At 74.2% G+C, this 21,461-nt stretch carries 26 protein-coding genes; 18 read left to right on the top strand and 8 right to left on the bottom strand.

Annotation, left to right across the window (positions count from 1 at the left end; genetic code table 11):
• The first annotated feature begins 148 nt into the window (after positions 1-148).
• The gene (locus ACFV04_RS08440; protein ID WP_360257176.1) at positions 149-358 is read left to right on the top strand and encodes a hypothetical protein; all 210 of its coding nucleotides are present in this window, start codon (positions 149-151) and stop codon (positions 356-358) included.
• A 2-nt stretch (positions 359-360) separates the two neighbouring features.
• On the opposite strand, the gene ACFV04_RS08435 is transcribed toward ACFV04_RS08440, so the two are convergent.
• Together ACFV04_RS08435 and ACFV04_RS08430 are read right to left on the bottom strand one after the other, a co-directional pair.
• A complete protein-coding gene (locus ACFV04_RS08435; RefSeq protein WP_380347282.1) occupies positions 361-3,657 on the bottom strand; it encodes a sacsin N-terminal ATP-binding-like domain-containing protein in 3,297 nt (1,098 codons plus the stop codon).
• Between the two features lie 267 nt (positions 3,658-3,924).
• The gene (locus tag ACFV04_RS08430) at positions 3,925-4,806 is read right to left on the bottom strand and encodes a DUF3027 domain-containing protein (RefSeq protein ID WP_380347329.1); all 882 of its coding nucleotides are present in this window, start codon (positions 4,804-4,806) and stop codon (positions 3,925-3,927) included.
• A 692-nt stretch (positions 4,807-5,498) separates the two neighbouring features.
• Between ACFV04_RS08430 and ACFV04_RS08425 the strand changes: the two genes are divergently transcribed.
• From ACFV04_RS08425 to ACFV04_RS08410, 4 genes are all read left to right on the top strand, one after another.
• On the top strand, positions 5,499-6,851 hold the full coding sequence (locus ACFV04_RS08425; protein ID WP_380347330.1) for an MFS transporter: 1,353 nt from the start codon (positions 5,499-5,501) through the stop codon (positions 6,849-6,851).
• A 75-nt stretch (positions 6,852-6,926) separates the two neighbouring features.
• Positions 6,927-7,457: a hypothetical protein gene (locus tag ACFV04_RS08420; RefSeq protein WP_360257180.1), complete on the top strand. Its 531-nt coding sequence runs from the start codon at positions 6,927-6,929 to the stop codon at positions 7,455-7,457.
• Positions 7,458-7,467: 10 nt separating this feature from the next.
• On the top strand, positions 7,468-8,262 hold the full coding sequence (locus tag ACFV04_RS08415) for a futalosine hydrolase (RefSeq protein ID WP_380527691.1): 795 nt from the start codon (positions 7,468-7,470) through the stop codon (positions 8,260-8,262).
• Positions 8,255-9,127 (top strand): 1,4-dihydroxy-6-naphthoate synthase, encoded by an 873-nt coding sequence (locus ACFV04_RS08410; RefSeq protein WP_360257185.1) that lies wholly within the window; start codon positions 8,255-8,257, stop codon positions 9,125-9,127. The genes ACFV04_RS08415 and ACFV04_RS08410 overlap by 8 nt, the downstream gene beginning before the upstream one ends.
• 40 nt (positions 9,128-9,167) lie before the next feature.
• Here ACFV04_RS08410 and ACFV04_RS08405 read toward each other — a convergent pair whose 3' ends face one another.
• Positions 9,168-9,551: a cold-shock protein gene (locus ACFV04_RS08405; RefSeq protein ID WP_360257187.1), complete on the bottom strand. Its 384-nt coding sequence runs from the start codon at positions 9,549-9,551 to the stop codon at positions 9,168-9,170.
• 473 nt (positions 9,552-10,024) lie between these two features.
• On the opposite strand from ACFV04_RS08405, the gene ACFV04_RS08400 reads away from it, so the two are divergent.
• Entirely contained in the window at positions 10,025-10,255 is a 231-nt protein-coding gene (locus tag ACFV04_RS08400) for a hypothetical protein (RefSeq protein ID WP_380347284.1), read from the top strand.
• On the opposite strand, the gene ACFV04_RS08395 is transcribed toward ACFV04_RS08400, so the two are convergent.
• Complete coding sequence (locus tag ACFV04_RS08395) at positions 10,252-10,902, bottom strand: HAD family hydrolase (protein ID WP_380527689.1); 651 nt, start codon at positions 10,900-10,902, stop codon at positions 10,252-10,254. The two genes, ACFV04_RS08400 and ACFV04_RS08395, sit on opposite strands and share 4 nt — an antisense overlap.
• Positions 10,903-11,001: 99 nt before the next feature.
• On the opposite strand from ACFV04_RS08395, the gene ACFV04_RS08390 reads away from it, so the two are divergent.
• The 6 genes from ACFV04_RS08390 to ACFV04_RS08365 all read left to right on the top strand — a co-directional run bounded on the left by ACFV04_RS08390 (position 11,002) and on the right by ACFV04_RS08365 (position 15,929).
• Entirely contained in the window at positions 11,002-12,039 is a 1,038-nt protein-coding gene (locus ACFV04_RS08390; RefSeq protein WP_380347286.1) for a FecCD family ABC transporter permease, read from the top strand.
• Positions 12,036-13,103 (top strand): FecCD family ABC transporter permease, encoded by a 1,068-nt coding sequence (locus ACFV04_RS08385; RefSeq protein ID WP_380527686.1) that lies wholly within the window; start codon positions 12,036-12,038, stop codon positions 13,101-13,103. Before ACFV04_RS08390 ends, ACFV04_RS08385 begins: the two co-directional genes overlap by 4 nt.
• Positions 13,103-13,915 (top strand): ABC transporter ATP-binding protein, encoded by an 813-nt coding sequence (locus ACFV04_RS08380; RefSeq protein ID WP_380347288.1) that lies wholly within the window; start codon positions 13,103-13,105, stop codon positions 13,913-13,915. Before ACFV04_RS08385 ends, ACFV04_RS08380 begins: the two co-directional genes overlap by 1 nt.
• 90 nt (positions 13,916-14,005) lie before the next feature.
• Positions 14,006-15,007, top strand: a complete 1,002-nt coding sequence (locus ACFV04_RS08375) for an ABC transporter substrate-binding protein (protein WP_380347289.1) — start codon at positions 14,006-14,008, stop codon at positions 15,005-15,007.
• Positions 15,004-15,162, top strand: coding sequence for a hypothetical protein (locus ACFV04_RS08370; protein ID WP_380347290.1), 159 nt, complete (start codon positions 15,004-15,006; stop codon positions 15,160-15,162). The genes ACFV04_RS08375 and ACFV04_RS08370 overlap by 4 nt, the downstream gene beginning before the upstream one ends.
• A 59-nt stretch (positions 15,163-15,221) precedes the next feature.
• On the top strand, positions 15,222-15,929 hold the full coding sequence (locus ACFV04_RS08365) for a VC0807 family protein (protein ID WP_380347291.1): 708 nt from the start codon (positions 15,222-15,224) through the stop codon (positions 15,927-15,929).
• Here ACFV04_RS08365 and ACFV04_RS08360 read toward each other — a convergent pair.
• Complete coding sequence (locus tag ACFV04_RS08360; protein WP_380527683.1) at positions 15,911-16,711, bottom strand: DUF6597 domain-containing transcriptional factor; 801 nt, start codon at positions 16,709-16,711, stop codon at positions 15,911-15,913. The genes ACFV04_RS08365 and ACFV04_RS08360 overlap by 19 nt on opposite strands.
• A 65-nt stretch (positions 16,712-16,776) precedes the next feature.
• On the opposite strand from ACFV04_RS08360, the gene ACFV04_RS08355 reads away from it, so the two are divergent.
• Positions 16,777-17,364, top strand: coding sequence for a TIGR03086 family metal-binding protein (locus tag ACFV04_RS08355; protein WP_380347293.1), 588 nt, complete (start codon positions 16,777-16,779; stop codon positions 17,362-17,364).
• Positions 17,365-17,416: 52 nt separating this feature from the next.
• Here the strand turns inward: ACFV04_RS08355 and ACFV04_RS08350 are convergent, their stop codons facing one another.
• Positions 17,417-18,301 carry a LysR family transcriptional regulator gene (locus tag ACFV04_RS08350; protein WP_380527681.1) on the bottom strand — a complete coding sequence of 295 codons (885 nt, stop codon included), beginning with the start codon at positions 18,299-18,301 and terminating at the stop codon, positions 17,417-17,419.
• 70 nt (positions 18,302-18,371) lie between these two features.
• Between ACFV04_RS08350 and ACFV04_RS08345 the strand changes: the two genes are divergently transcribed.
• Complete coding sequence (locus ACFV04_RS08345; RefSeq protein WP_380347295.1) at positions 18,372-18,740, top strand: nuclear transport factor 2 family protein; 369 nt, start codon at positions 18,372-18,374, stop codon at positions 18,738-18,740.
• A 188-nt stretch (positions 18,741-18,928) separates the two neighbouring features.
• Here ACFV04_RS08345 and ACFV04_RS08340 read toward each other — a convergent pair whose 3' ends face one another.
• Entirely contained in the window at positions 18,929-19,162 is a 234-nt protein-coding gene (locus ACFV04_RS08340) for a hypothetical protein (RefSeq protein ID WP_380527678.1), read from the bottom strand.
• An 11-nt stretch (positions 19,163-19,173) separates the two neighbouring features.
• Positions 19,174-19,536, bottom strand: a complete 363-nt coding sequence (locus tag ACFV04_RS08335; RefSeq protein WP_380527675.1) for an ATP-binding protein — start codon at positions 19,534-19,536, stop codon at positions 19,174-19,176.
• 242 nt (positions 19,537-19,778) lie between these two features.
• Between ACFV04_RS08335 and ACFV04_RS08330 the strand changes: the two genes are divergently transcribed.
• The 4 genes from ACFV04_RS08330 (at position 19,779) to ACFV04_RS08315 (ending at position 21,391) form a co-directional block, all read left to right on the top strand.
• Entirely contained in the window at positions 19,779-20,642 is an 864-nt protein-coding gene (locus ACFV04_RS08330; RefSeq protein WP_380527674.1) for a helix-turn-helix domain-containing protein, read from the top strand.
• On the top strand, positions 20,635-20,826 hold the full coding sequence (locus tag ACFV04_RS08325) for a DUF397 domain-containing protein (RefSeq protein WP_380527672.1): 192 nt from the start codon (positions 20,635-20,637) through the stop codon (positions 20,824-20,826). Before ACFV04_RS08330 ends, ACFV04_RS08325 begins: the two co-directional genes overlap by 8 nt.
• A 144-nt stretch (positions 20,827-20,970) precedes the next feature.
• The gene (locus ACFV04_RS08320; RefSeq protein WP_380527670.1) at positions 20,971-21,162 is read left to right on the top strand and encodes a DUF397 domain-containing protein; all 192 of its coding nucleotides are present in this window, start codon (positions 20,971-20,973) and stop codon (positions 21,160-21,162) included.
• A 37-nt stretch (positions 21,163-21,199) separates the two neighbouring features.
• Positions 21,200-21,391 (top strand): DUF397 domain-containing protein, encoded by a 192-nt coding sequence (locus ACFV04_RS08315; protein WP_380527667.1) that lies wholly within the window; start codon positions 21,200-21,202, stop codon positions 21,389-21,391.
• Positions 21,392-21,461 lie beyond the last annotated feature (70 nt).

Here is a 21,461-nt window from a genome sequence, read left to right as displayed (position 1 = left end):
CACGGCGAGACGCGGCCGGTCGAGACGCACCGGTCGAGGCCAACCGGTCGAGACGCACCGGTTGAGCCGTACGGAGTGACACGCGCCGCCGGATGAGTGACAGCCCCCGCACCGAAGCCCGATGATGGGCCCCGGGAGGGGGTGCCGAATGGCGCGCAAGGGTGGGGACCTGGAGGCGTTCATCGCCTTCCTGGCCGGGCTGCTGGCGGTCGGGCTGACCGCACTGGCGATGGCGGGCATCGGCCTGGCGATCAGACCGACGCCCGCGCTGCGGGGAGCCGCGCTGGTGACCCTGGGGGCGGTCTGGCTGACCGTCGCCGTCACCGTCTACGGCCGTCTCCGGGCCCGCGCCCGCTGAGTTCAGCCCTCGAAGTCCCGGGCCGCCGACAGCTCGTACGCCCGGTCGGGCTCGCTGAGCGCGGCCAGCACCTCGAAGCGCCGGTGCCACTGCCCGACCGACCAGGCGAGCCCGGCCGCGAGGCCCTCCGGGGTGGCCGCGTGCAGCAGGCCGGCCACCGGCGGGACCTCGAACTCGTCGTCCTCGTCGTCGGCCTCGGCCTGCTCCGGGTCGTACGGCGGCTCCGGGGCGTCCGCGCCGGTGTCCCACCGCCAGTCCACCGCGGCCTCGTCGCCGTCCGGTCCGACGACCAGCAGCTCCTCGTGCTCCTCGTACGCGACCGGGCAGCCGGGCAGCAGTTCGCGCACCACGGCCGGGACGCGGTGCAGCACGCCCTCGGAGAGCACTCGGCCGCCGGCCACCTCGCTGGCCAGCGACACGTGCAGCCGCTCGGCGAGGTCGGCCGCGAGCGCCGGGGCGACCGGCAGCAGCGGGTACGGGTGCAGCAGCTGGACCAGGTCGGGGGCGTCGGCGACGACCGCCTCGGTGGCGTCCACCACCACGGTGTGGGCCGGCCGGCGACCGGTGGCCGGGTCCAGCGGCGGCAGCGCCCGCACCACGTCCAGCGGTTCGATCCGCTCGCGCTCCACGCGGGCCAGCGCGGTGTGCAGGCCGTGCAGTTGGCGGTGGCCGAGGTCGACCGCCGGGTCGGTCATCCGGTCCAGGACCTCGTCCGGTCCGTGCGGTTCGGCGAGCAGCGCGGCGAGCGTGGTGCGCACCCCGAGCGCGTGCAGGAACTGGTCGTCCAGGGTGGTCCGCGCCTCGTCGTAGAGGCCGCGCAGCAGCGGGTCGGCCCCGGCGGCGCGCAGCCCGGCGGGCTCGCGGCCCGCCAGCACCGGGTGGTCGCGCAGCCACCACGCGGTGTACGGCGGCAGGTCGGCGTACGTGCCGTCCGGCAGCAGGGTGCGGACCGGGTTGACCACGGCGTCCCGGTACGGCGGTCGGGCCAGCGCGGCGAGCGCCTCGGGCCAGGCGTCGTCGTCCACCAGGTCGAGGTCGCGCACGGCGAGCAGCTCGGCGGCCACCGGCGGGACGCCGACCGCCTCGTCGGCCTGCAGGGCCTCCAGCGCGTCCTCGGCCCAGTCGGCGAACCCGTCCGGTGCCTCGTCCAGCAGGCCGGTGGGGTGGCCTCCGGCCGCCCGGTCGGCGGGGACGGTGGGGTCGAGCCGTTCCAGGTCGTCCGGGTCGAGCACCACGTCCTCGGCGCGCACCAGCACGAAGTCGGCCAGCACACCGACCGCGGCGAGCACCTCGGACCCCCAGCGCTCCAGCAGCTCGTCGTCCACCCAGCCGGCGTCCTCCTCGCGCGCGAGCGTGGCGAACGGGCTGCCGGGCAGCACCAGTTCGCCTGCGCGGGCCGGCTCGCCCTCGTCGTCCAGCAGTGCCAGCCGGGCCAGCCAGGGGTGCGCGCCCGGCTCCGGGGCGGCGGCCTTCACCAGGGCCAGGACGGCGTCGGCGAGTTCCAGCGCCGCGTCCAGGTCGTCCTCGGCCAGCTCGTAGGAGCGGGCGACGGCGGCCCGCACCTCGGGGGTGTCCAGCACCCCGGCCGGGGTGGCGGTGCCGGCGCCGAGCTTGGCCAGCAGCGGGTGGGCGGCCTCGGGGTGGGCCAGCCGCAGGTCGAGCGCGGCCAGGGCGCCGGCCAGCGACTCCGGGTAGCCGGGGAAGGCCGCCCAGTCGGCGTCCCCGGAGGGCAGCAGGACGCGCCGCGGCCCGGTCACCGTCCGGCCGTCCGCGAGCGGCACGGGCAGCGCGCCGAGCGCCTCCGGGTCCGCCCCGCCGAGCGCCGCGTACAGGTTGCGCCACCAGCCGGGCTCGCGGTCGAGGCCGCCGAGCTGGTCCACCACCTCGGCCAGCGGCACCCGGCGCACGTTCAGCACCCGCAGCTCGGTGCGGCGCTCCAGGCCGGCGGGCAGCAGCCCGGGGAAGATCGGCGCGAGTGCCTCGACCACCGAGCCGTCCGCGCCCTCCAGCAGCGTCGCGTCCCGGGGCCGCAGCGCGGGCGTGCCCACCTCGACCGGTGCCGGGTGCGGCAGGAACGGCGTGCCGGGCAGCCGGGACAGCACCGCGGCGCGCAGCGCGTTGTCCAGCGCGCCCTGGCCGAGCGGCCCGGGGACGAGGCCGAGCGAGCCGAGGTCGGCGCCGCGGGCGCGCAGCAGGTCGGCGTAGCTGTCGGCGGCGCGCTCGGTGAGGAAGTCGGACAGCGGGCCGGGCGCGACGTGCCGGCGGGTGGAGTCCAGCGGGTAGGAGGCGATCAGCAGCGCGGGCAGGCCGATCGGCTCGTCGCTGGGGGTCGGTGCGTGCAGCACGGACGCGATGCCGGGCTGCTGCGGGGCGCCGTCCGCGCCGACCGGGACGGCCCAGGTCACCGTCCAGTACGGGCGGGCGCGCTCCTCGGTGGGCCGGTCGACCAGCAGTTCGGCGTCCAGGCTGCCGGAGGCGCCGGCGGTCTGCCAGAGCGTCCGCCGCAGCCGCCCGCCCGCGTCGTCGGTGACGGTGACTTCGGTGACGCCGTCCGGGCGGGTCTCGGCGGCGGCCCGGGTGAGCGTCCGGGTGCCGTCCGGGGTCTCCACCACGACCTCGGCGAGGCCGGGCAGGGTGAGCAGCAGCGCGTCGTCGATCCCGGCCAGCAGACGGCGGGTCAGGTCCTCGGCTGAGGCGTCCCGCATCGGCAGCACGACCACGGTGTCGTAGCCGTCGGGGGCCGGGCCCTCGGCCGCGAACGGCAGCCGCAGCAAGGGCACGTGGCCGTCCCGGCGACGCAGTTCGTCGGTCAGCGCGGACTGCGCCTCGGCGAGCGACCTGGCCTCGCCGAGCGACCAGCGCACCCCGCCGGTGGCGCTCAGCACGGCGGGCTCGTCGGTGACCGCGAGGACGGCGGCGAAACCGACCCCGAACCGGCCGACGGCGGGCTGCTCGCCGCGCTTGGAGGAGGCGCGCAGGGTGGACAGCGACTCGACGGCGGCCGCGTCCAGCGGGGCGCCGGTGTTGGCGGCGGCGAGCACGCCGTCGGCGAGGGTCAGCCGCAGCCGTCCGGGGCCGCGGCCGGCGCGGACCGCCGCGTCGGCCGCGTTCTGCGCCAACTCGACCACCAGGCGGTCGCGGTAGCCGCCGAGCGCGAGCTCCTCCTCGGCGTTGGCGTCCTCCCGGAACCGGGCCGGCGAGGCGGCCCAGGCGTCCAGCACCCGGTGCCGCAGCGCGGCGGTCCCGAAGGAGTCCGCGGGGTGCTCGTCCGTGCCGCTGCCGATGATCCGAGGTTCCACGGGACCTGCCACCTTCCGCCGCCCTGTACGTCGTAGGGCATTCTTCCCTGCCCCACCGACTGCTCCCGACCACGACCCCCGCGGCGACCGTCGCACCGGCGGCGTCGCCGACCGGCGACCGCGCGCGGTGCCGGCGCCGGGAGCGACCGGAAATGACGGGGAGTGACGGGGAAGGTCCGGGAGGAACCGGGCGGGACCGGCACCCTTCGCCCGGGAACACCGACGGCCCGCCCCGGAGCGTCACCGGGGCGGGCCGTGCGGAGGCGATCAGGAGTGGCCGAGCTCCTCGGCCGGGGCGTCGGGCTCGACGGAGCCGGAGGTGCGGTCCGGGTGGAGCTGCAGGGGCTCGACGACCAGCTCGTCCAGGATCAGCTCGGACGGCGCCGGCGGGGCCGGGATGACGGCCGCCTCGGAGTGCCCGCCGCAGCCGTACGAGAAGGAGACGATCTGACCGTCGGCCGGACCGAACTCGTTGCCGCACACACCGAAAGCCTGACCGAGCGAGCCGCCGATCGGGATCAGGAAACCGCAGCTCCCGCAGGAGGCGGGGGCGGCCTGCGCCATCGGGGTCTGCGGGCCGTGGGCCTTCTCCCAGCGCTCGGCGGCCAGGTGCAGGCCGAGCCGGGAGAGCACCCGGCTGCGGCCCATGCCGAGCTCCTCGGCGACGGCGTTGATCTGCGCGCGGGCCGGGGCGGGCTGGACGTGCGGGTCGGTGACGACCAGGTCCTCGTCGTCCACGAGGGCGACCGCGGAGTTCGGCGCGGGCTCGTCCTCGCCGCTCCAGCCGGGCTCCAGCCGCAGGTCGTCGGCGCCGGTCGGCAGCAGGTCGCCGGGGCCCATGTCGCCCGGACGCAGGCGCTCGCTCCACGGCACCCACTCGGGGGCGAGGACGGCGTCCGGGCCGGGCAGCAGCACGACCTCGTCCAGGGTGACGTTCTTGGCGCGCGGGGCGCGGGCGACGGTGACCGCCCAGTGCCAGCCGCGGTAGGCGGCGTCCAGGCACTCGAAGGTGTGGGTGACGACGCGGTCGGCGTCCGCCTGGACACCGAGGTGCGGCCCGACGGCCTCCGGCCCGACGGCCTCCTCGGCTGCCTGACGGGCGAGTTCGACGGCCTCGGCACAGAGCCGGTCGGGGGTACGGCTTCGCATCGCAGCACTCACGGCGTCGATTCTCTCCCAGTTCTTCTGTCGCCCACGGCGTGTTGCCTGTCCCGTCGCGGCTCGGTAGTCCCTCGTCCATTCTGCGGGACCGGAGGCCCCCTCGGGTACCGGCCGCGCCGCTCGACCGGCCTGCCGGCGCCCCGGCGTCCCGGCGGGCGGACTTTGGGCAGGCTACCCGCCGCCCGGCGCCCGGGCACAGTCCGGGGCGGACGCGGACGTTCCACGGGCCCGGAACGACCGCGCCGAGCGGAGCGCAATCCCGCGTCGGCGCGGCGATTCTGGGGCAGGATGGGCTTGTGGCGGATGACAACCCGTCGCAGCACGCACTGCGCCCCTCGCAGCCCGGCAGCCCCGACGAGGCGAACGCTGTGCCGCGACAGCAGCCTCCGGTCCCCGGCGCGGACGAACCGCAGCCGGCGGGCGGAGCCGGGGCGCCCGCCGCCCGCGTGAGCCTGGTCAAGACGGCCACGGACCCCCCGGACCCGGCCGACGCGCCCCCGGCCACCGACGTCCCCCCGGCCGACCTACCCCCGGCCGACGCGCCCCCGGCCGCCGCCGGCGAGGCAGCCGCAGCCGACGGCGCCCCCGGGCCGGACGGCGCCCACGCCCGTCGGCTCGCCGCCCTGGACGAGGACCTGGAGGAGGAGGAGGAGGAGGTCCCCGAGCCCCGCCGCCACTTCCTGGTCCGCACCGCCTCCGCCGCCGGCGCCGGCACCGGCAAGGTGGTGCAGGGCACCGGCCGCCGGATCCGCCGGGCCACCGCGGCCGAGGGCGCGGGCGAGTCCGGCCTGGCCAAGCTGATCGAGCTGCACGCGCTCAACTCCTTCGGCGACATGCTGATCACCATCGCGCTGGCCTCCACCATCTTCTTCTCGGTGCCCACCGGCGAGGCCCGCGGCCGGGTGGCGCTCTACCTGCTGATCACGATGGCCCCGTTCGCCCTCCTGGCGCCGGTGATCGGCCCGCTGCTGGACCGCCTGCCGCACGGCCGCCGGGCGGCCATGGCGATGTCGATGCTGGCGCGGGCGGTACTGGCCTGGACGATGGCCGGGGTGATCACCGGCGGCGGCATCGCGCTCTACCCGGCGGCGCTCGGCGTGCTGGTGGCGTCCAAGGCGTACGGGGTGGTGCGCAGCGTCGTGGTGCCCCGGCTGCTGCCGAGCCGGCTCTCCCTGGTGAAGGCGAACTCCCGGGTCACCCTGGCCGGGTTGCTGGCCACCGGCGTGGCCGCCGCGGTGGGCGGGCTGCTGCACCTGATCGGCCCGGGCTGGCCGCTGCGCGGCGCCTTCCTGGTGTTCGTGATCGGCACCCTGATGGCCTTCCACCTGCCGCACAAGGTGGACTCGGCCAAGGGCGAGCAGCGCGCCGTCCTGCACGCCGAGGTGCACGGCGAGGGCTCGCACCTGATCCACCACAAGCCGCCGCCGGTCAAGGCCTCGCTGCGCACCGTCGGCCCGTCGGTGATCCTGGCGCTGCGGGCGATGTCGGCGATGAAGTGGCTGGTCGGGTTCCTGGTGATGTTCCTGGCCTTCCTGCTGCGGGAGGAGCCGATCGGCGGTCTGCAGCCGACGGTGGCGCTCGGCCTGGTGGCGCTGGCGGCGGGGACGGGCAACGCGCTCGGCTCGGTGTTCGGCTCCTGGCTGCGCACCCGCGGCCCGGAGGCGACGGTCACCTCGATGCTGCTGCTGGCGACGTGCGTGACGGCGGCGGCCGCGCTCTGGTACGGCGTCGTGACGGTGGTCCTGGTCGCGGGCGTCTCCGGGATGGCGGCCTCGCTGGGCAAGCTGGCGCTGGACGCGCTGATCCAGCGGGACGTCCCGGAGGCGGTGCGGACCTCCGCCTTCGCCCGTTCGGAGACCCTGATGCAGCTGTCCTGGGTGGCGGGCGGGGCGGTCGGCATCCTGCTGCCGCTGAACGGGAAGCTGGGCCTGTCGATCGCCGCCGGGGTGGTCGGCCTGGTGCTGCTGTGGACGCTCCGCTCGCTCTTCCGGGTGGGCCTGCGGCGGCATCCGGCGGCGCCCCGGGTGGCGTGACCCGGCGGGGCGCGGCAACACGCGGTGGCCGACCCCCGCGTAGCGTGATCGGCCGGGCCCGGTAGATTCTGACGCATGAGCCTCAATTCCCGTGCCATCGCCGCCCTCGGCGCCGTCGTCGTGGTCGGCGCGGCCACGGTGGGCACCTCCGTCGCCGTGGCCTCCGGCCAGACCGCGCACATCTCCCACCAGGCCACCCTCACGGTCGGCAACTCCTCGATCCTCGCGGAGCCGCTGTGCTGGAACGGCGGCAGCGCGATCACCGAGGACCTCCAGCAGGAGTGCCAGGACAAGGCCACCGAGGCCCTGAAGAACGGCACGCTGCCCACCTCGGACGTGGTGGCGAGCGACCAGGTCGGCGTCGGGGTCTCCCCGAACGTGGCCAAGTCGGGCTGGTGGGCCTTCACCAACGGCGGCGCGTCCAGCAGCGGCGGGCGCACCAGCCTGGCCTCGTACGCCAAGGGCTCGACCTGGTCGGGTGCCCAGCAGGCGAACCGGGTGCTCAACGCCAGCGGCAAGACCCTGGTCACCGTCGTCGAGGGCGACAAGAACTCGGACAACCCGATCGCCGTCTGGTACTTCCAGCTGAACACCCAGGACAGCTGACGGTCCCGCGATGACCGCGCACGCCGTCGTCGACGGCGACCACGGGCAGCCGGGCCCCGCGCGGGCCCGGCTGCTCGTCGTCGTCGCGGTGGCCGCCGAGGCCGAGGCGGTGCTGCGCGGCCTGCCCGGCGGGTCCGCCGCCGTCCCGCTGCCCGGCGGCACGCTGCAGCGGGCCCTGGGCGCTCCGGTGGACGTGCTGGCCGCCGGGGTCGGCCCGGCCGCCGCCGCGGCCGCCACCTCCGCCGCGCTGGCCGCCCACCCGTACGCGCTGGCCGTCTCGGCCGGGATCGCCGGCGGCTTCGCCCCGCACGCCCCGGTCGGCGCCACCGTGGTGGCCGACGCCGTCGTGGCCGCGGACCTCGGCGCCGAGACCCCCGAGGGCTTCGCCGACGTCACCGAACTGGGCTTCGGCACCGTCCGGCACACCCCGCCCCCGGCCGCCGTCGCGCTCGTCGCGCAGGCGCTGGCCGGCGCCGTCACCGGCCCGGTGCTGACCGTCTCCACCGTCACCGGCAGCGCCGAGCGGGCCGCCGTGCTGGCCGCCCGCCACCCGGGCGCCGCCGCCGAGGCGATGGAGGGCTTCGGCGTGGCCGAGGCCGCCGCCCGGCACGGCGTGCCGGCCCTGGAACTGCGCACCGTGTCCAATCCGGTGGGCCCGCGCGACCGGGCCGCGTGGCGGATCGGCGAGGCGCTGGCCGCCCTGGAGCGGGCCTTCGCCGCGCTGCCCGTCCACGAACTGGCCGCGCTGCGCGTGCCGGACCCGGCCTCGCCGCACGAACCGATCAAGGAGGCCGGCCGTGGCTGAACGGCTGAGCATCGCGTACTCGCCCTGCCCGAACGACACCTTCGTCTTCCACGCCTGGGCGCACGGCCTGGTGCCCGGGGCGGACGCCCCCGAGGTGACCTTCGCCGACATCGACGTCACCAACGGCATGGCCGAGCGCGGCGAGCTGGACGTCCTGAAGATCAGCTACGGCGCGCTGCCGTGGGTCCTGGACGAGTACGTCCTGCTGCCCTGCGGCGGCGCGCTCGGGCGCGGCTGCGGCCCGCTGGTGCTCACCCTGCCGGGCGTGGGGTCCCCCGCGGACCTCGCCGGGAAGACCGTCGCGGTGCCCTCCGAGCGCTCCACCGCGTACCTGCTGTTCCGGCTGTGGGCGGCGAAGGCGGTGCCCGGCGGCTTCGGCGAGATCGTCGTCCTGCCGTTCCACGAGATCATGCCCGCGGTCCGGGACGGGCGGGTGGACGCCGGCCTGGTGATCCACGAGGCCCGCTTCACCTACCGGCAGTACGGCCTGCACAGCCTCGCCGACATGGGCGAGGCCTGGGAGGCCGAGACCGGGCTGCCGATCCCGCTGGGCGCGATCGTCGCCAGGCGCTCGCTCGGCGCCGAGCGGCTGCGGGCGGTCACCGACGCGGTCCGCGCCTCCGTCCGGCAGGCCTGGGCGGACCCGGCGGCGAGCCGCGGGTACGTGCTGGAGCACGCCCAGGAGATGGACCTGGACGTCGCGGAGCAGCACATCGGGCTGTACGTCACCGAGTTCACCGAGGACCTCGGCGAGGAGGGCTACGCGGCCGTCCGCGCCCTGCTCACCCGGGCCGCCGCGGAGGGGCTGGTGCCCCCGCTCGACCCGGGTGCGCTCGCGTTCGGGCAGTCCTCGCCGGTGTCCTGAACGGTCGGTGTCCCGGGACGGGGCCCGGGGCCGGACAGGCCTAGACGTCGAACTGGTCGGCCACCGCGCGCAGCAGGCCGGCCAGCTTCTGGGCGGTCGGCTTGGCCGGGTGACGCCCGCGCTGGAGGCCTGGCAGCACCGCGTCCAGGGTGGTGATCAGGTCCTGGACGATCGGGGCCATGTCGTCCGCGCTCTTGCGCTGGGCGGCGGCCACCGAGGGCAGTGCCTCCAGCAGCTGCACGGCCATCGCCTGGTCGCCGCGGTGCCCGGCGACCACGCCGAACTCGACCCGCTGGCCCGGCTTCAGCACGGTGACACCGGCGGGCAGCGCCTTGGTGTGGACGAAGACGTCGCCGCCGTCGTCGCGCGACAGGAAGCCGAAGCCCTTCGTCTCGTTGAACCACTTGACCTGGCCGGTGGGCATCTCGAACAGTCCTCGAATGGGTGTGAGGGATCCCGGCCCTGGCCGGGGATCACTGGGTGGTGGGAAAGATGCGGGCGACCTCGGCTCGACGCCCGCGGGCGCTCACGGTCGGCACGCTGTCAGGAGCAGACTAACGGTCCGTGACTGTCTCGTCCGCGTTCCGCGAGGGATCCGCGTTCCGGGGCCCGCCGGGGGCCGTGGGATGCGGGGATCTCGCGGTCACGGGCGACCCGGTACTGGCACGGCCGGGTCGCGTCGCTGCGCTGTCCATCGGCTCACACCCCCGGGTCTGAGGACACGGGGCGCACCTGCGGCGCCCCTCGGCACCCCCTGCATACCCCCGCCCAGCAGGGATCAAAACGTTGAGCTGCCGGGAAACTGCACAACGTGACGAAGCCGCTCCGGTGGACGGTCCGCCGGCGCGCTCTGCCAGACTGGGTGCGGTCCGGCCCCGCCCCGAGGAGTGAGCAGACGTGAGCAGCCAGAGCGCCGACCCCGGCGACGTGTACGTCAAGGCCGGAGCGGTCGTCTTCGGGCTCGGCGCACTCGCCACCCTGGTCACCTTCGTCCCGCTGTTCCTGCACCTGACGCCGCTGCCGACGGCCGCGTACTGGCTGAGCATGCTGATGCCGGCGGGCTTCCTGGCCGCGCTGACCGGGCTGCTGCTGAACGCGCGCGCCCAGCGCCGCCGGGTCGAGGCCTAGGCCGGACGGGGCCCGGCCGACTGGCCGGCCAGGTGGCGGGCGAGCCAGTCCGGGAAGCCGGTGAGGTCCGCCAGCACCACGTCCGCCCCGGCCTCGCGCAGCTCGTCCGCGCCGTAGGGGCCGGTGGCCACCGCGACCGCGAGGGCGTCCGCGTGCCGGGCGCCCCGGATGTCGCCGAGGTGGTCGCCGACGTAGATGCTCGCGCCGTGCTCGCGCAGCGCCTCGCCCTTGGTCTCCGCCCAGAGGTCGCCGATCACCGTGTCGGCCTTCATCCCGGCGTGCTCCAGGTGGAGGAGGGCGTTCGGCTCGTACTTGCCGGTGATCACGGCGACCCGGCCGCCGTGGGCGCGGACCGCCTCGACGGCGGCGTGCGCGCCGGGGAGGGCCACGGTCGGGGCGAAGGCGTGGTCGCGGTACAGCTCGCGGTAGCGCGTCGCGACCCGTTCGACCTCCTCCTCGGGGAACCAGTTGCGGATCTCGTCGAGCAGCGGCGGGCCCAGGCGGGTGACCACCAGGTCGGCGTCGATGACCGTGCCGGTCTCGGCGGAGAGCGCCAGGTAGGTGGCGCGGATACCCGGCCGGGTGTCCAGCAGCGTCATGTCGAGGTCGAAACCGACGGTGAGCGGGGCCTTCGGGGTCTCGGGCATGTCGCCAGGCTATCCAACGGACGGCCGGGACCACGAGGCAATTTGCCCCGCCTTCGCGGCGGAACTTAGGTTTGCCTGAGTTGTCTGCGGAGAGGGCCCATGACCGACGACACCACCGCACCCCCCGGCGCGCCGCACCGCGCGCCGCGGCACCGAATAGTGTGGCTCGCCGCCGCGCTGGCCGTCCTGGCCGTCGCGGTGCTGCTGAGCCTCGCGGTCGGCAGCCGGAACGTCCCGTTCGGCGACACCCTGGACGCCCTGCTGCACGGCGGCGACACCGCCGACGCCGTGGTGATCCGCGAGCTGCGGGTGCCGCGCACCGTCGTCGGCCTGGCCGTCGGCGCGGCGCTCGGCCTGGCCGGGGCCGTCATGCAGGGCCTGACCCGCAACCCGATCGCCGACCCGGGCATCCTCGGCGTCTCCCAGGGCGCGGCGGCGGGCGTGGTGGTCGCCATCGCCGGCTTCGGCGTCTCCACCCTCACCGGGTACGTCTGGTTCGGCTTCGCGGGCGCGGTGATCGCCACCGTGATCGTCCACGGGCTCGCCGGGCGCGGCCGGGGCGGGGCGACGCCGATCAAGCTGGCGCTGGCCGGCTCGGCGACGTCCGCGTTCATCGCCTCGCTCAACACCCTGGTGCTGACCACCGACGCGGCCACCATGGACCGGTTCCGCTTCTGGCACGTCGGCTCGCTCTCCGGGCGGACCCCGGACGTCGCCTGGCAGCTGCTGCCCTTCCTGGCGGTCGGCACGGTGCTGGTCGTCGCGGTGGCGCGCGGGCTGGACGCACTGGCGCTCGGCGACGACACCGCGAAGGGGCTGGGCGCGAGGACCGGCCTGGTCCGGGCGGCCGGCGCGCTCGGCGCGACCGTCCTCACCGGCTCGGCGGTCGCGGCGGCCGGCCCGATCGCCTTCGTGGGCCTGGCCGTCCCGCACGCGGCCCGCGCCGTCGCGGGCGCCGACCACCGCTGGGTCCTGGCGTTCTCCGCCGTCCTCGGTCCGGCCCTGCTGCTGCTCGCCGACACCCTCGGCCGGGTCCTGTTCCCGCCGTCGGAGGTCCCGGCGGGCGTGATGACGGCGCTGGTCGGCGTCCCGGTGCTGGTGGCCCTGGTCCGCCGGCGGAAGGTGGTCGCCGCATGAACGCCTCCTTCTCCGGCACCCGCGGGGTGTCGTTGCGCGGCTACTCCGCGGTGCGGGCCGGGCGGGCCTCCTTCCTGCTGCACCGCCGCTCGGCGTTCGTCGCCCTCGGGCTGCTGGTGGCGCTCGCCGGGACGGCGGTGGCCTCGCTGTGCCTGGGCGAGTCCACCGTGTCGCCGGCCGAGGTGGTCAGGGTGGTGCTCGGGCAGCCGAGCCCGGACCAGCTGGTGGTCGGCGAGTTCCGGCTGCCCCGGGTGGTGGTCGGGCTGCTGGTCGGCACGGCGCTCGGCCTGGCCGGGGCGCTGATCCAGACCGTCGCCCGCAATCCGCTGGCCAGCCCCGACGTGGTGGGCGTGACCTGGGGCGCGACCGCCACGGTGGTCGGCCTGACGGCGTACGGCGTGGTCGGCTCGACCGGCCAGGCGCCGTACGCGGCGGTGGCCGGCGGCCTGGCGGCCGGGCTGCTGGTGTACGCGCTGGCCTGGCGGCGCGGCCTGCACGCCCAGCGGTTCGTGCTGATCGGCATCGGCATCAGCGTCGCCCTGTCCTCGCTGACCTCGGTGTTCCTCACCAAGGGCGACGGTTTCCAGGCCCAGGCCGCCAAGGTCTGGATGACGGGCAGCCTGAACGGCTCCGGCTACGACCAGGCCGGATGGCTCGCCTGGGTGCTGCTCGCCTCCCTCCCGGTCGCGCTGTGGGCGGCGCGCGCCCAGCGGTCGATCTCCTTCGACGACGCAACCGCCGTGGGCCTCGGGCTGCGGCTGGACCGGATCCGGCTCGGCATGGCGCTGCTGGGCATCGTGCTGGCCTCCTGCGCGGCCGGGGCCGCCGGGCCGGTCGACTTCGTGGCGCTGATGGCCCCGCAGATCGCACTGCGGCTGGCCCGCTCGGCGCAGGTCCCGCTGTTCTGCTCGGCCCTGACCGGCGCGCTGGTGGTGGTCCTCGCCGACCTGATCGCCCGGCGGCTGCTGGCGCCGACCGAACTGCCGGTGGGCGTGGTGACCGGCATGGTCGGCGCGCCGTACCTGATGTGGCTGCTGATCCGATCCCGTCGTGGAGGTTCCTGATGTCCGCTCACCGTCTGGAGGCCCGGGGCCTCACCCTGGCCTACGAGGCGCGCACGGTCGTCGAGGGCCTGGACGTCCGCATCCCCGACGGGCGGGTGACGGTGATCGTCGGCCCGAACGCCTGCGGCAAGTCGACCCTGCTGCGGGCCCTCGGCCGGCTGCTGAAGCCGGTCCGGGGCGCGGTGCTGCTGGACGGCGAGGAGCTGGCGCGGATCCCGACCAAGCGGATCGCCCAGCGGCTCGGACTGCTGCCCCAGTCGCCGACCGCGCCGGAGGGCATCTCGGTGGCCGACCTGGTCTCGCGCGGCCGCCAGCCGCACCAGAGCTGGTGGCAGCAGTGGTCGTCGGAGGACGAGACGGCGGTCTCCGAGGCGCTGGAGCGCACCTCCACCGCGGACCTGGCCGAGCGCAGCATGGACGAGCTGTCGGGCGGCCAGCGCCAGCGCGCCTGGATCGCGATGGCGCTCGCCCAGGGCACCGACATCCTGCTGCTGGACGAACCGACCACCTACCTGGACATCGCGCACCAGGTGGAGGTGCTGGACCTGGTGCGCCGGCTGAACGTCGAGCGCGGGCGGACGGTCGTCGCCGTGCTGCACGACCTCAACCAGGCGGCCCGGTACGCCGACCACCTGGTGGCGATGCGGGACGGCCGGGTGGTGGCGCAGGGCGCGCCCGGCGAGGTGGTGACGGCGGAGCTGGTGCGGGACGTGTTCGGCCTCGACTCGGTGGTGGTGCCGGATCCGGTGACGGGCACGCCGTTGGTCGTTCCGGGTGCCCCGTGGGCGGCGACGGCGGTGGTGGACGCCTGACGGCAGGCACGACGTCACCGAAGCCACCATTTCGGACATAATCGACGGCACCCCGACCGCCTCGCTCACCGAGCCTCCCGAGGATCGCCGATGCACCGGATCGCCCGCCGTACCCTGCTCGCCGGCCTCGGCGGGGCCGCGCTCGCGGCGTGCACGGGCGGCGCCACGCGCCCCCCGGCTCCGGCCACCGCCGACGGGTTCGACGCCGGCACCGCGTCGGCCACCGCCTCGCCGACCGCCCCGCCGGTACCGCCGGTGACCGTGAACACCGCCACCGGGCCGGTGCTGGTGCCGGGCCGGCCGATGCGGGTGGTCGTGCTGGACACCGACGCGCTCGACTCCGCACTGACCCTCGGCATCACCCCGGTCGGCGCCGCCCTCCCGGCCCGCGACACCCGCTACCCCGACTACTGGCCGGCCACCCGGACCGCCGGGATCCGGCTGGTCGGCCCGGCCGGCTCGCCCGACCTGCCGACCGTCCGGGCCCTGCGGCCGGACCTGATCCTCTCCAACCAGACGCGCGACGGCGACCGGTACGACCAGCTGCGCGAACTCGCCCCGACCGTGCTCACCCAGACCACCGGCGCCCCCTGGAAGGCGAACTTCCAGCTGCACGCCCAGGCGTTGAGCCGGCAGGACGCCGCGGCGGCCTTCGTCGGCGCCTACCAGAAGCACGCCGGGCAGGTCGCGCAGGCGCTGGCGGCCGCGAAGCCGTCCGGGCGCAAGGTGAGCCTGGTCCGGTTCGTGGAGGGCGGCGGGATCCGGCTGTACGGTCGGCAGAGCTTCCCCGGGACGGTGCTCGCCGACGCCCAGGTCGGGCGGCCGGACCCGCAGAACGTCGACCAGTCGGACTTCGAGGTCCCGCTCGACCAGATCGGGAAGGCGGACGGCGACCTGCTGCTGTACGCGGCCTACGGCGACCCGGAGCAGTCCGGCCTCGACGCCGCGCTGGCGAGCCCGGGCTGGCAGGCACTGGGGGCGGTCCGGGCGCACCGGGCGTTCCCGGTGGACGACCAGCTGTGGTTCCAGGGGATCGGCTACACCGGGGCCAACTACGTGCTGGACGAACTGCAGCGCTTCCTCGGGGCGTGAGCGGCGGCAGCCCGACCGGGAACCCGGTGGAGGGCCTGACCGGGAACCCGGTCGAGGGCGTGACCGGCGGCCCGGACGAGGACCCGGTCAAGGGCCTGATCAGCTGCCCGCTCGGGCACGATCGATCACGATTCGGCTCCGGCTTAGGCGCCTGACCTGCCGCTCCGTCAGAATGAGCCGAAAAATCACCGCTCACTCCCCGGGGGACGACACAGTGTCAACTACCGCAGCTCCACAGGCTCCTGCCCGCAAGGGCAAGGCCGCCGCCCTCGGCTGGATGATCAGCATCGGCTTCAACGTCGTCGCGCCGATCCTGATCTACAACCAGCTGCACGACCACGGCTACAGCGAATCCGCCGCCATCCTGCTCTCCGGCCTGGGCCCGGTGATCGACACCGTGATCTACCTCGCCTGGCACCGCCGGATCGACGAGTTCGCCGTGGTCTCCCTGGTCTTCGTCGCGCTGACCCTGGTCGTCGCGCTGGTCGGCCCGCAGGACCCGAAGATGCTGCTGGCGAAGGACTCCTTCGTCTCCGGCCTGCTCGGCGTGCTCTACCTGGTCTCGCTCGCCGCGCCGAAGCCGATCATGTTCTACTTCGGGCGCAAGTTCGCCACCGACGGCACGCCGGAGATGGTCGCCTGGTGGAACTCGATGTGGCAGTACCCGGGCTTCCGCAAGGTCCAGCGCAACCTCACCATCGTCTGGGGCGTGGCCTTCGTCCTGGAGGCCGTGCTGCGGATCGTGCTGGTCTACACCCTTTCGCACGGCACGGTGGTGACGGTCAACAACATCCTTCCGTACGTGGTGCTCGGTGGGCTGGTCTACTTCACCATCGCCTACGCCAAGCGGGCCAGTGCGAAGGGCCGGGCCGCGGCCGAGGCCGCCGCCGCGACGGAGGCCGCTCAGCCCGCCGCCGCGTAACGGGCCGGGGGCTCGCCGACGGCCGCGGTGAAGTCGCGGGTGAGGTGGGCCTGGTCCGCGTAGCCCAGTTCGGCGGCGAGTGCGGCCAGGTCCAACTCGCCGCCGCGACCGGCCCGTTCCGCCGCCTCGTGCAGTCGGGCGCGACGCAGCACCCACTTCGGGGAGGCACCGACGTACTCGGCGAACAGGCGCTGCAGGCGGCGGACGCTGAGGCCGAACTCCCCGGCCAGGTCGTCCACCCGGCGCAGGTCCGGCCTGCCGGTGATCCGGTCCACCATCGCGGCGACCTCCTCGACGACCGGGTCCGGCGCGGGCAGCCGGGGCAGCAGGAAGCCGTCCGCGAGGGCCGCCGGGTCGCCCGCGTCGCCGCTCAGCAGTGCCGCGTTGAGACGGTCTGCGGCGGCGCCGAAGAACTCGGCGGCCGGGACGGACCGGTCGGCGAGCGCGCTCACCGGGCGGCCCGCGAAGGAACGGAAGGCGCCCGGGCGGAACTTCACGCCCAGCACGTGCCCGGCGCCCTCCAGCCGGCGGACGAAGAGCGAGCGGTCCACCCCGTAGACCCTGGCCCGCGGGGCCTCGAACACCAGGTGGACGTTGGGGTGGGCGAGCACCTTCTGCTCGTACGCGGGCAGGCCGCGCAGGTCCCAGCGCACCAGCCAGTAGTTCTCGACGAACCGCGCCACGCCGGGATCGGGCGCCGGCCGTTCCACGCTGATCAACTCGGCCGCCCGGGCCGGGTGCAGCACGCCGCGGCCGAGATCGGGAGAGTCCGCAGAGTCCATGACGGCCAGGCTAGCGTCGCGTTTCTTCAAGACCGGGGAGCGGGGCGCGGCGGACGATCGGGGGCATGAACGTCCACCCGATGCACCCCTTCCTGGCCCGCGCCGCCACCGCCGCCGCCGGAGTCGCCGCCGCCGTCCCGGCCGACCGGCCGCTGGACGCCCCGACGCCCTGCACGGACTTCGACACCCGGGCGCTGATCAACCACTGGGTGCTCTACACCTCGCACGGCCTGGAGCACCGCGCCCGGCGCACCGAGCTGCCGAAGGAACTGGTCGAGCGCGACTTCGCCGCCGAGCCCGGCTGGTCGGCCGACTACGCGGCACAGCTGGAGCGCGCCGTCGCGGCCTGGGCCGACCCGGCCGCCTGGGAGGGGGACGTCGACCTCGGCGGCTCCCCGGTGCCGGCGGTGGGGATCGCCCGGATGCTGGTCCTGGAACTCCTCCTGCACGGGTGGGACGTCGCCCGCGCGACCGGCGTGGAGATCGAGGTCGACGAGGAACTCGCCGTCCTGGTCGGCGAGATCGTCGCCGAGAACGCCGAGCTGTACCGGCAGTACGAGGGCTTCGCCGGGGCGGTGGCACTGCCGGACGACGCCCCCGCCTGGGACCGCGCGCTGGCCGCCTCCGGCCGCGACCCGCACGGGAAGGGCTAGGACTGGGCCGGCACCTGCCGGCGTCGCCTGCCCCGCGAGAGCCGGGCAGGCCTCAGGGGCGCTGGGAACTCCCCAGCGCGGCAGAGAGCTTGGCGCGCAGGACGCGGACGGCCGGGGACTGCTCGCCGGGGCGGCCGACGAGGCCGAGGCAGGAACGGACGGCGGCGTCGGCGATCGGGACGGTGCACAGGCCGGGGCCCTCGACGGACGAGGGGCTGAGCACCGCGACGCCGGCGCCGCGTTCGGCGAGGCGCAGGACGGTCGCCGGGGAGCTGGCGTCGATGTCCACGCGCGGGTCGAGGCCCTGCTGCGCGCAGGACTGCTCGTAGGCGGCGCGGATGCCGGTGCCCCGGGAGAGGCAGAGGATCTTCTCGCCGCGCAGGTCGGCGAGGGTCAGTCCGGACCGGTCGAGCGGGTGCCCGGCCGGGACGACGGCGGCGACCTGCTCGTCGATGACGATGTCGACGTCCAGGCCCGTGGCCGCCTCGGCCGCGTAGCCGATCAGGGCAAGATCGAGGGCGCCCGACAGGACCTGCGCCTGGAGCAGGTCGGAGTGGCCCTCGTGCAGGCTCAGTTCGATGCCGGGGTGGGTGCGGCCGAGGTCGGCGACGGTGTCCAGGAACGGCGGGATCGAGCAGCCCATGATCATGCCGAGGCGGACCCGGCCGCGTACGGCGTCGGCGTACTCGGCGGCGGTGTGGCGGATGGCGTCCAGCGTGGCCAGGGCGCTCTTGGCCAGCGGGAGGATCGCCTCGCCGGCCGGGGTGAGCCGGACCCGGCGGCCGGTGCGGTCGAGCAGCTGTTGGCCCAACTCGCGTTCCAGCTTGGCGACCTGGGTGCTGACGCCGGACTGGCTGACGTGCAGGTGGGCTGCGGCCGCGGTGAAGGAGCCTTCGTCGATGACGGCGGCGAAGTACCGCAGCTGGTGCATCTCCATATCTGATGATGATAGCTGGCATTCGATCCATCTGTTGGACGGATGGACCGGGCGGCGGAAGGATGGAGGCATGACGACGACGAAGAACGCACGCGAGCTTGCCGAGACCTACTTCACCGCCTGGGAGACGGGCGACTTCGAGACCCTCCGGGGACTGCTGGCCGACGACGTGGACTTCGTCGGGGCACTGGGGACGGCCACCGGCGTGGAGCAGGCACTGGCCGGACTGCAGGGGCTCGGGCGGGTGCTGGAGAAGATCGACGTGAAGATGCGGCTCGCCGAGGGCGACGAGGTGATCACCTGGTTCGAGCTGAACACCAGCATCGCGGAGCCGACCCCGACGGTGAACTGGATGCACGTGGAGAACGGGAAGATCGCCCGGATCCGGGTCACCTTCGACCCGCGCGCCCTGCTCGCCGGATTCGAGAAGAACAGCTGAGCGGGGAGAGAGCGAGAGCGAGCTTGGGGAGCAGGAGGGCCGTGGTCGACGGGGGTGACGACGGCCCTCCCCTGCGTGTTCCTACACGTCCTCGTCCGGCGGGGTCACACGGAGGGCGGTGACCACGCCCAGCGCGACCGTCGCGAAGGCGAGGGCGAGGGCGAGGAGGACGGCGAATGCCGTACCGATCAGGAATCGCACCAGGTCTCGCGGTCGACGTCGAGGAGGAGGGTGAGGAGATTGAGGAGGGTCGAGGCCGGGGCGGTGCCGAAGCGGACCAGGACCCGGCCGTCGAGGGTCTGGTCGGCGCCGGCCGAGGGCCAGATCAGGCCGAACTTCTTGCCGCGCTCCTGGACTTCGGCCAGGAGGGTGCGGATGTGGTCGTCGGTGTAGTTGCGGATCCGCGGGTCGGTCGGCTTCATGGGGTGACGGTTCACGCGGCACCGTCCAGCTCGAACCAGACCGACTTGCCGCGCTCCTGCGGGTCGACACCCCAGCGGTGGGTGAGGCCGGCGACGAGCTGGAGGCCCCGGCCGGACTCGGCGAGGAGGCCCCGCGCCTGCGGGCTCGGAACCGCCGGGCTCTCGTCCGTCACGGAGACGCGGAGCGAGCCGTCGACGGAGATGATCTGGACGATCGGCGCGGGGGTCGCACCGTGCCGCCAGGCGTTGACCAGGAGTTCCACGAGCGCGAGCTGCGCGTCGAAGATGGCGGAGGGGGACCAGCCGACGCGGGTCATGGTGTCGCCGAGGGACTGACGGGCGATGGCGATCGAGGGCGTGTTGAGGTGACGCATGGGACTTCTCCCGAGGCGTGAGTGAGGGAAGAACCGGCGGAACACATGTCGCCGTGAGCCAGGCCAGGCAGATGGGCATGGCTGCTCTGCGGTGCTTGCTAGCAGGCGTTACTGACGATCCGTCGGATCGAGGTGAGGTCGACCATAGCGCAGGCTGACTTCAATTGAAGGCAACCTGGTCCAGATTCCCTCTTCCGTGCTAAGCGCGGCAGACTGGTCCCACGTGCCACCGAGAGGAAGCCATGCCGCTACGCCGCGAACCGACCTTGCGCCAGCGCCGGTTGGGCACCGAGATGCGAAGGATGCGCGAGCAAGCAGGGCTCGGAGGAAGCCAGCTCGCCCGCATCCTCGGTCTCAACCCCACTCAGGTGACGCAAATGGAGACGGGGAGAATCGGAGTCAGCGCCGAGCGACTCCGCACGGTCGCGTCCGCATGCAGCTGCTCCGATCGCCCCCTCATCGACGCTCTCGCCGAGATGGCCGTCGAGCGCAGGAAGGGCTGGTGGGAGGATTCTCGCGGAGCGGTCTCTTCCGACCTGCTCGACCTCGCAGAACTTGAGGACTCGGCAACCAGGCTCACCGCCTACACGATCACATTCGTACCGGGCCTGCTACAGACCGACGCCTACGCCGCATCGGTCTTTGCCCGGGCAATTCCGCCCTTGCCCCACCACGAAGTCGATGTCCGATTGCGCTTCCGGATGAATCGGCAGCGCGTCATCCACCCAGGTGGCGCACCGTATCTCGCATTCATCCACGAAGCAGCTCTCCGTATGCAGTTCAGCGGTCCGAAGGTTCTCGCCGAGCAGCTCGAAGCACTCATCGGACACTCCGAAACCCCGGAGATCTCAATCCGAGCAGTGCCGTTCGACATCGAGTCCCTGCCCGGGCCGAGCGAGAACTTCATCTACGCAGAAGGCCCTGTGCCCGAGCTGGACTCAGTGCAAATCGACACCACGCACAACAGCCTGATCCTCGAATCTCCTGCGCCACTGGCGAGCTACCGCGAGATCCTCGCCCGGATGGCATCCGTTGCACTCTCGGAGGAGGGGTCACGAGACTTCATCCGACGGATCAAGAAGGAGACAGAGAGCAAGCATGGATAGCCCTGTGTGGCAGAAGTCCAGTTACTCCGGCGCAAACAACGCTTGTGTCGAGGTCCGCAGGGTCGACGGGACGGTCGAACTCCGCGAGTCCGACGAGGGCCACATCATCCTCCACACCACCCCCGCTGCCCTCGCCGCGCTCCTCCAGGGCGTCAAGGCCGGCGAGTTCGACCACCACGCCTGAACCCCGGCGGCCTCTCGCGCCCACTTCGCGCGAGGGGCCGCACGATCAGCCTTGCCTTGCCCCCTGACGAGGCTGCTCCCCTCCCGCCCCAGCAGGTTGGCGAACGTCTCACAGTAGCTCGGTTCCCCCACTGAAAGGCCCACGATGACCGACACCGAGTGGCAGAAGTCCTCCTTCAGCGGAAACGTAGAGAACTGCGTGGAAGTCCGCGCCGTCGGCACGGCAGTCGAACTCCGCGAGTCCGACGAGGGCCACATCACCCTCCGCACCACCCCTGCCGCCCTCGCCGCGCTCCTCCACAGCGTCAAGGCCGGCGAATTCGACCACTACGTCTAACGCGCGTGCCACCTACACCCAACCCCCCGGGGGCATCATGCCTAACGCCCAGTGGCAGAAGTCCAGTTACTCCGGATCAAGCAACGCGTGTGTCGAGGTCCGCACGGTCGACGGGACGGTCGAACTCCGCGAGTCCGACGACGGTCACATCACCCTCCGCACCACCCCCGCCGCCCTCGCCGCGCTCCTCCAGGGCGTCAAGGCCGGAGAGTTCGACCACCACGTCTAACGCGCGTGCCACCTGCACCCAACCCCCGGGGGGCATCATGCCTAACATCCAGTGGCAGAAGTCGAGCTAC

Source organism: Kitasatospora sp. NPDC059599, assembly GCF_042735125.1.
Classification (GTDB): Bacteria; Actinomycetota; Actinomycetes; order Streptomycetales; family Streptomycetaceae; genus Kitasatospora.
The sequence above is the reverse complement of the archived record's forward strand: the minus strand, read 5'-3'. Positions and strand labels throughout refer to the sequence as shown.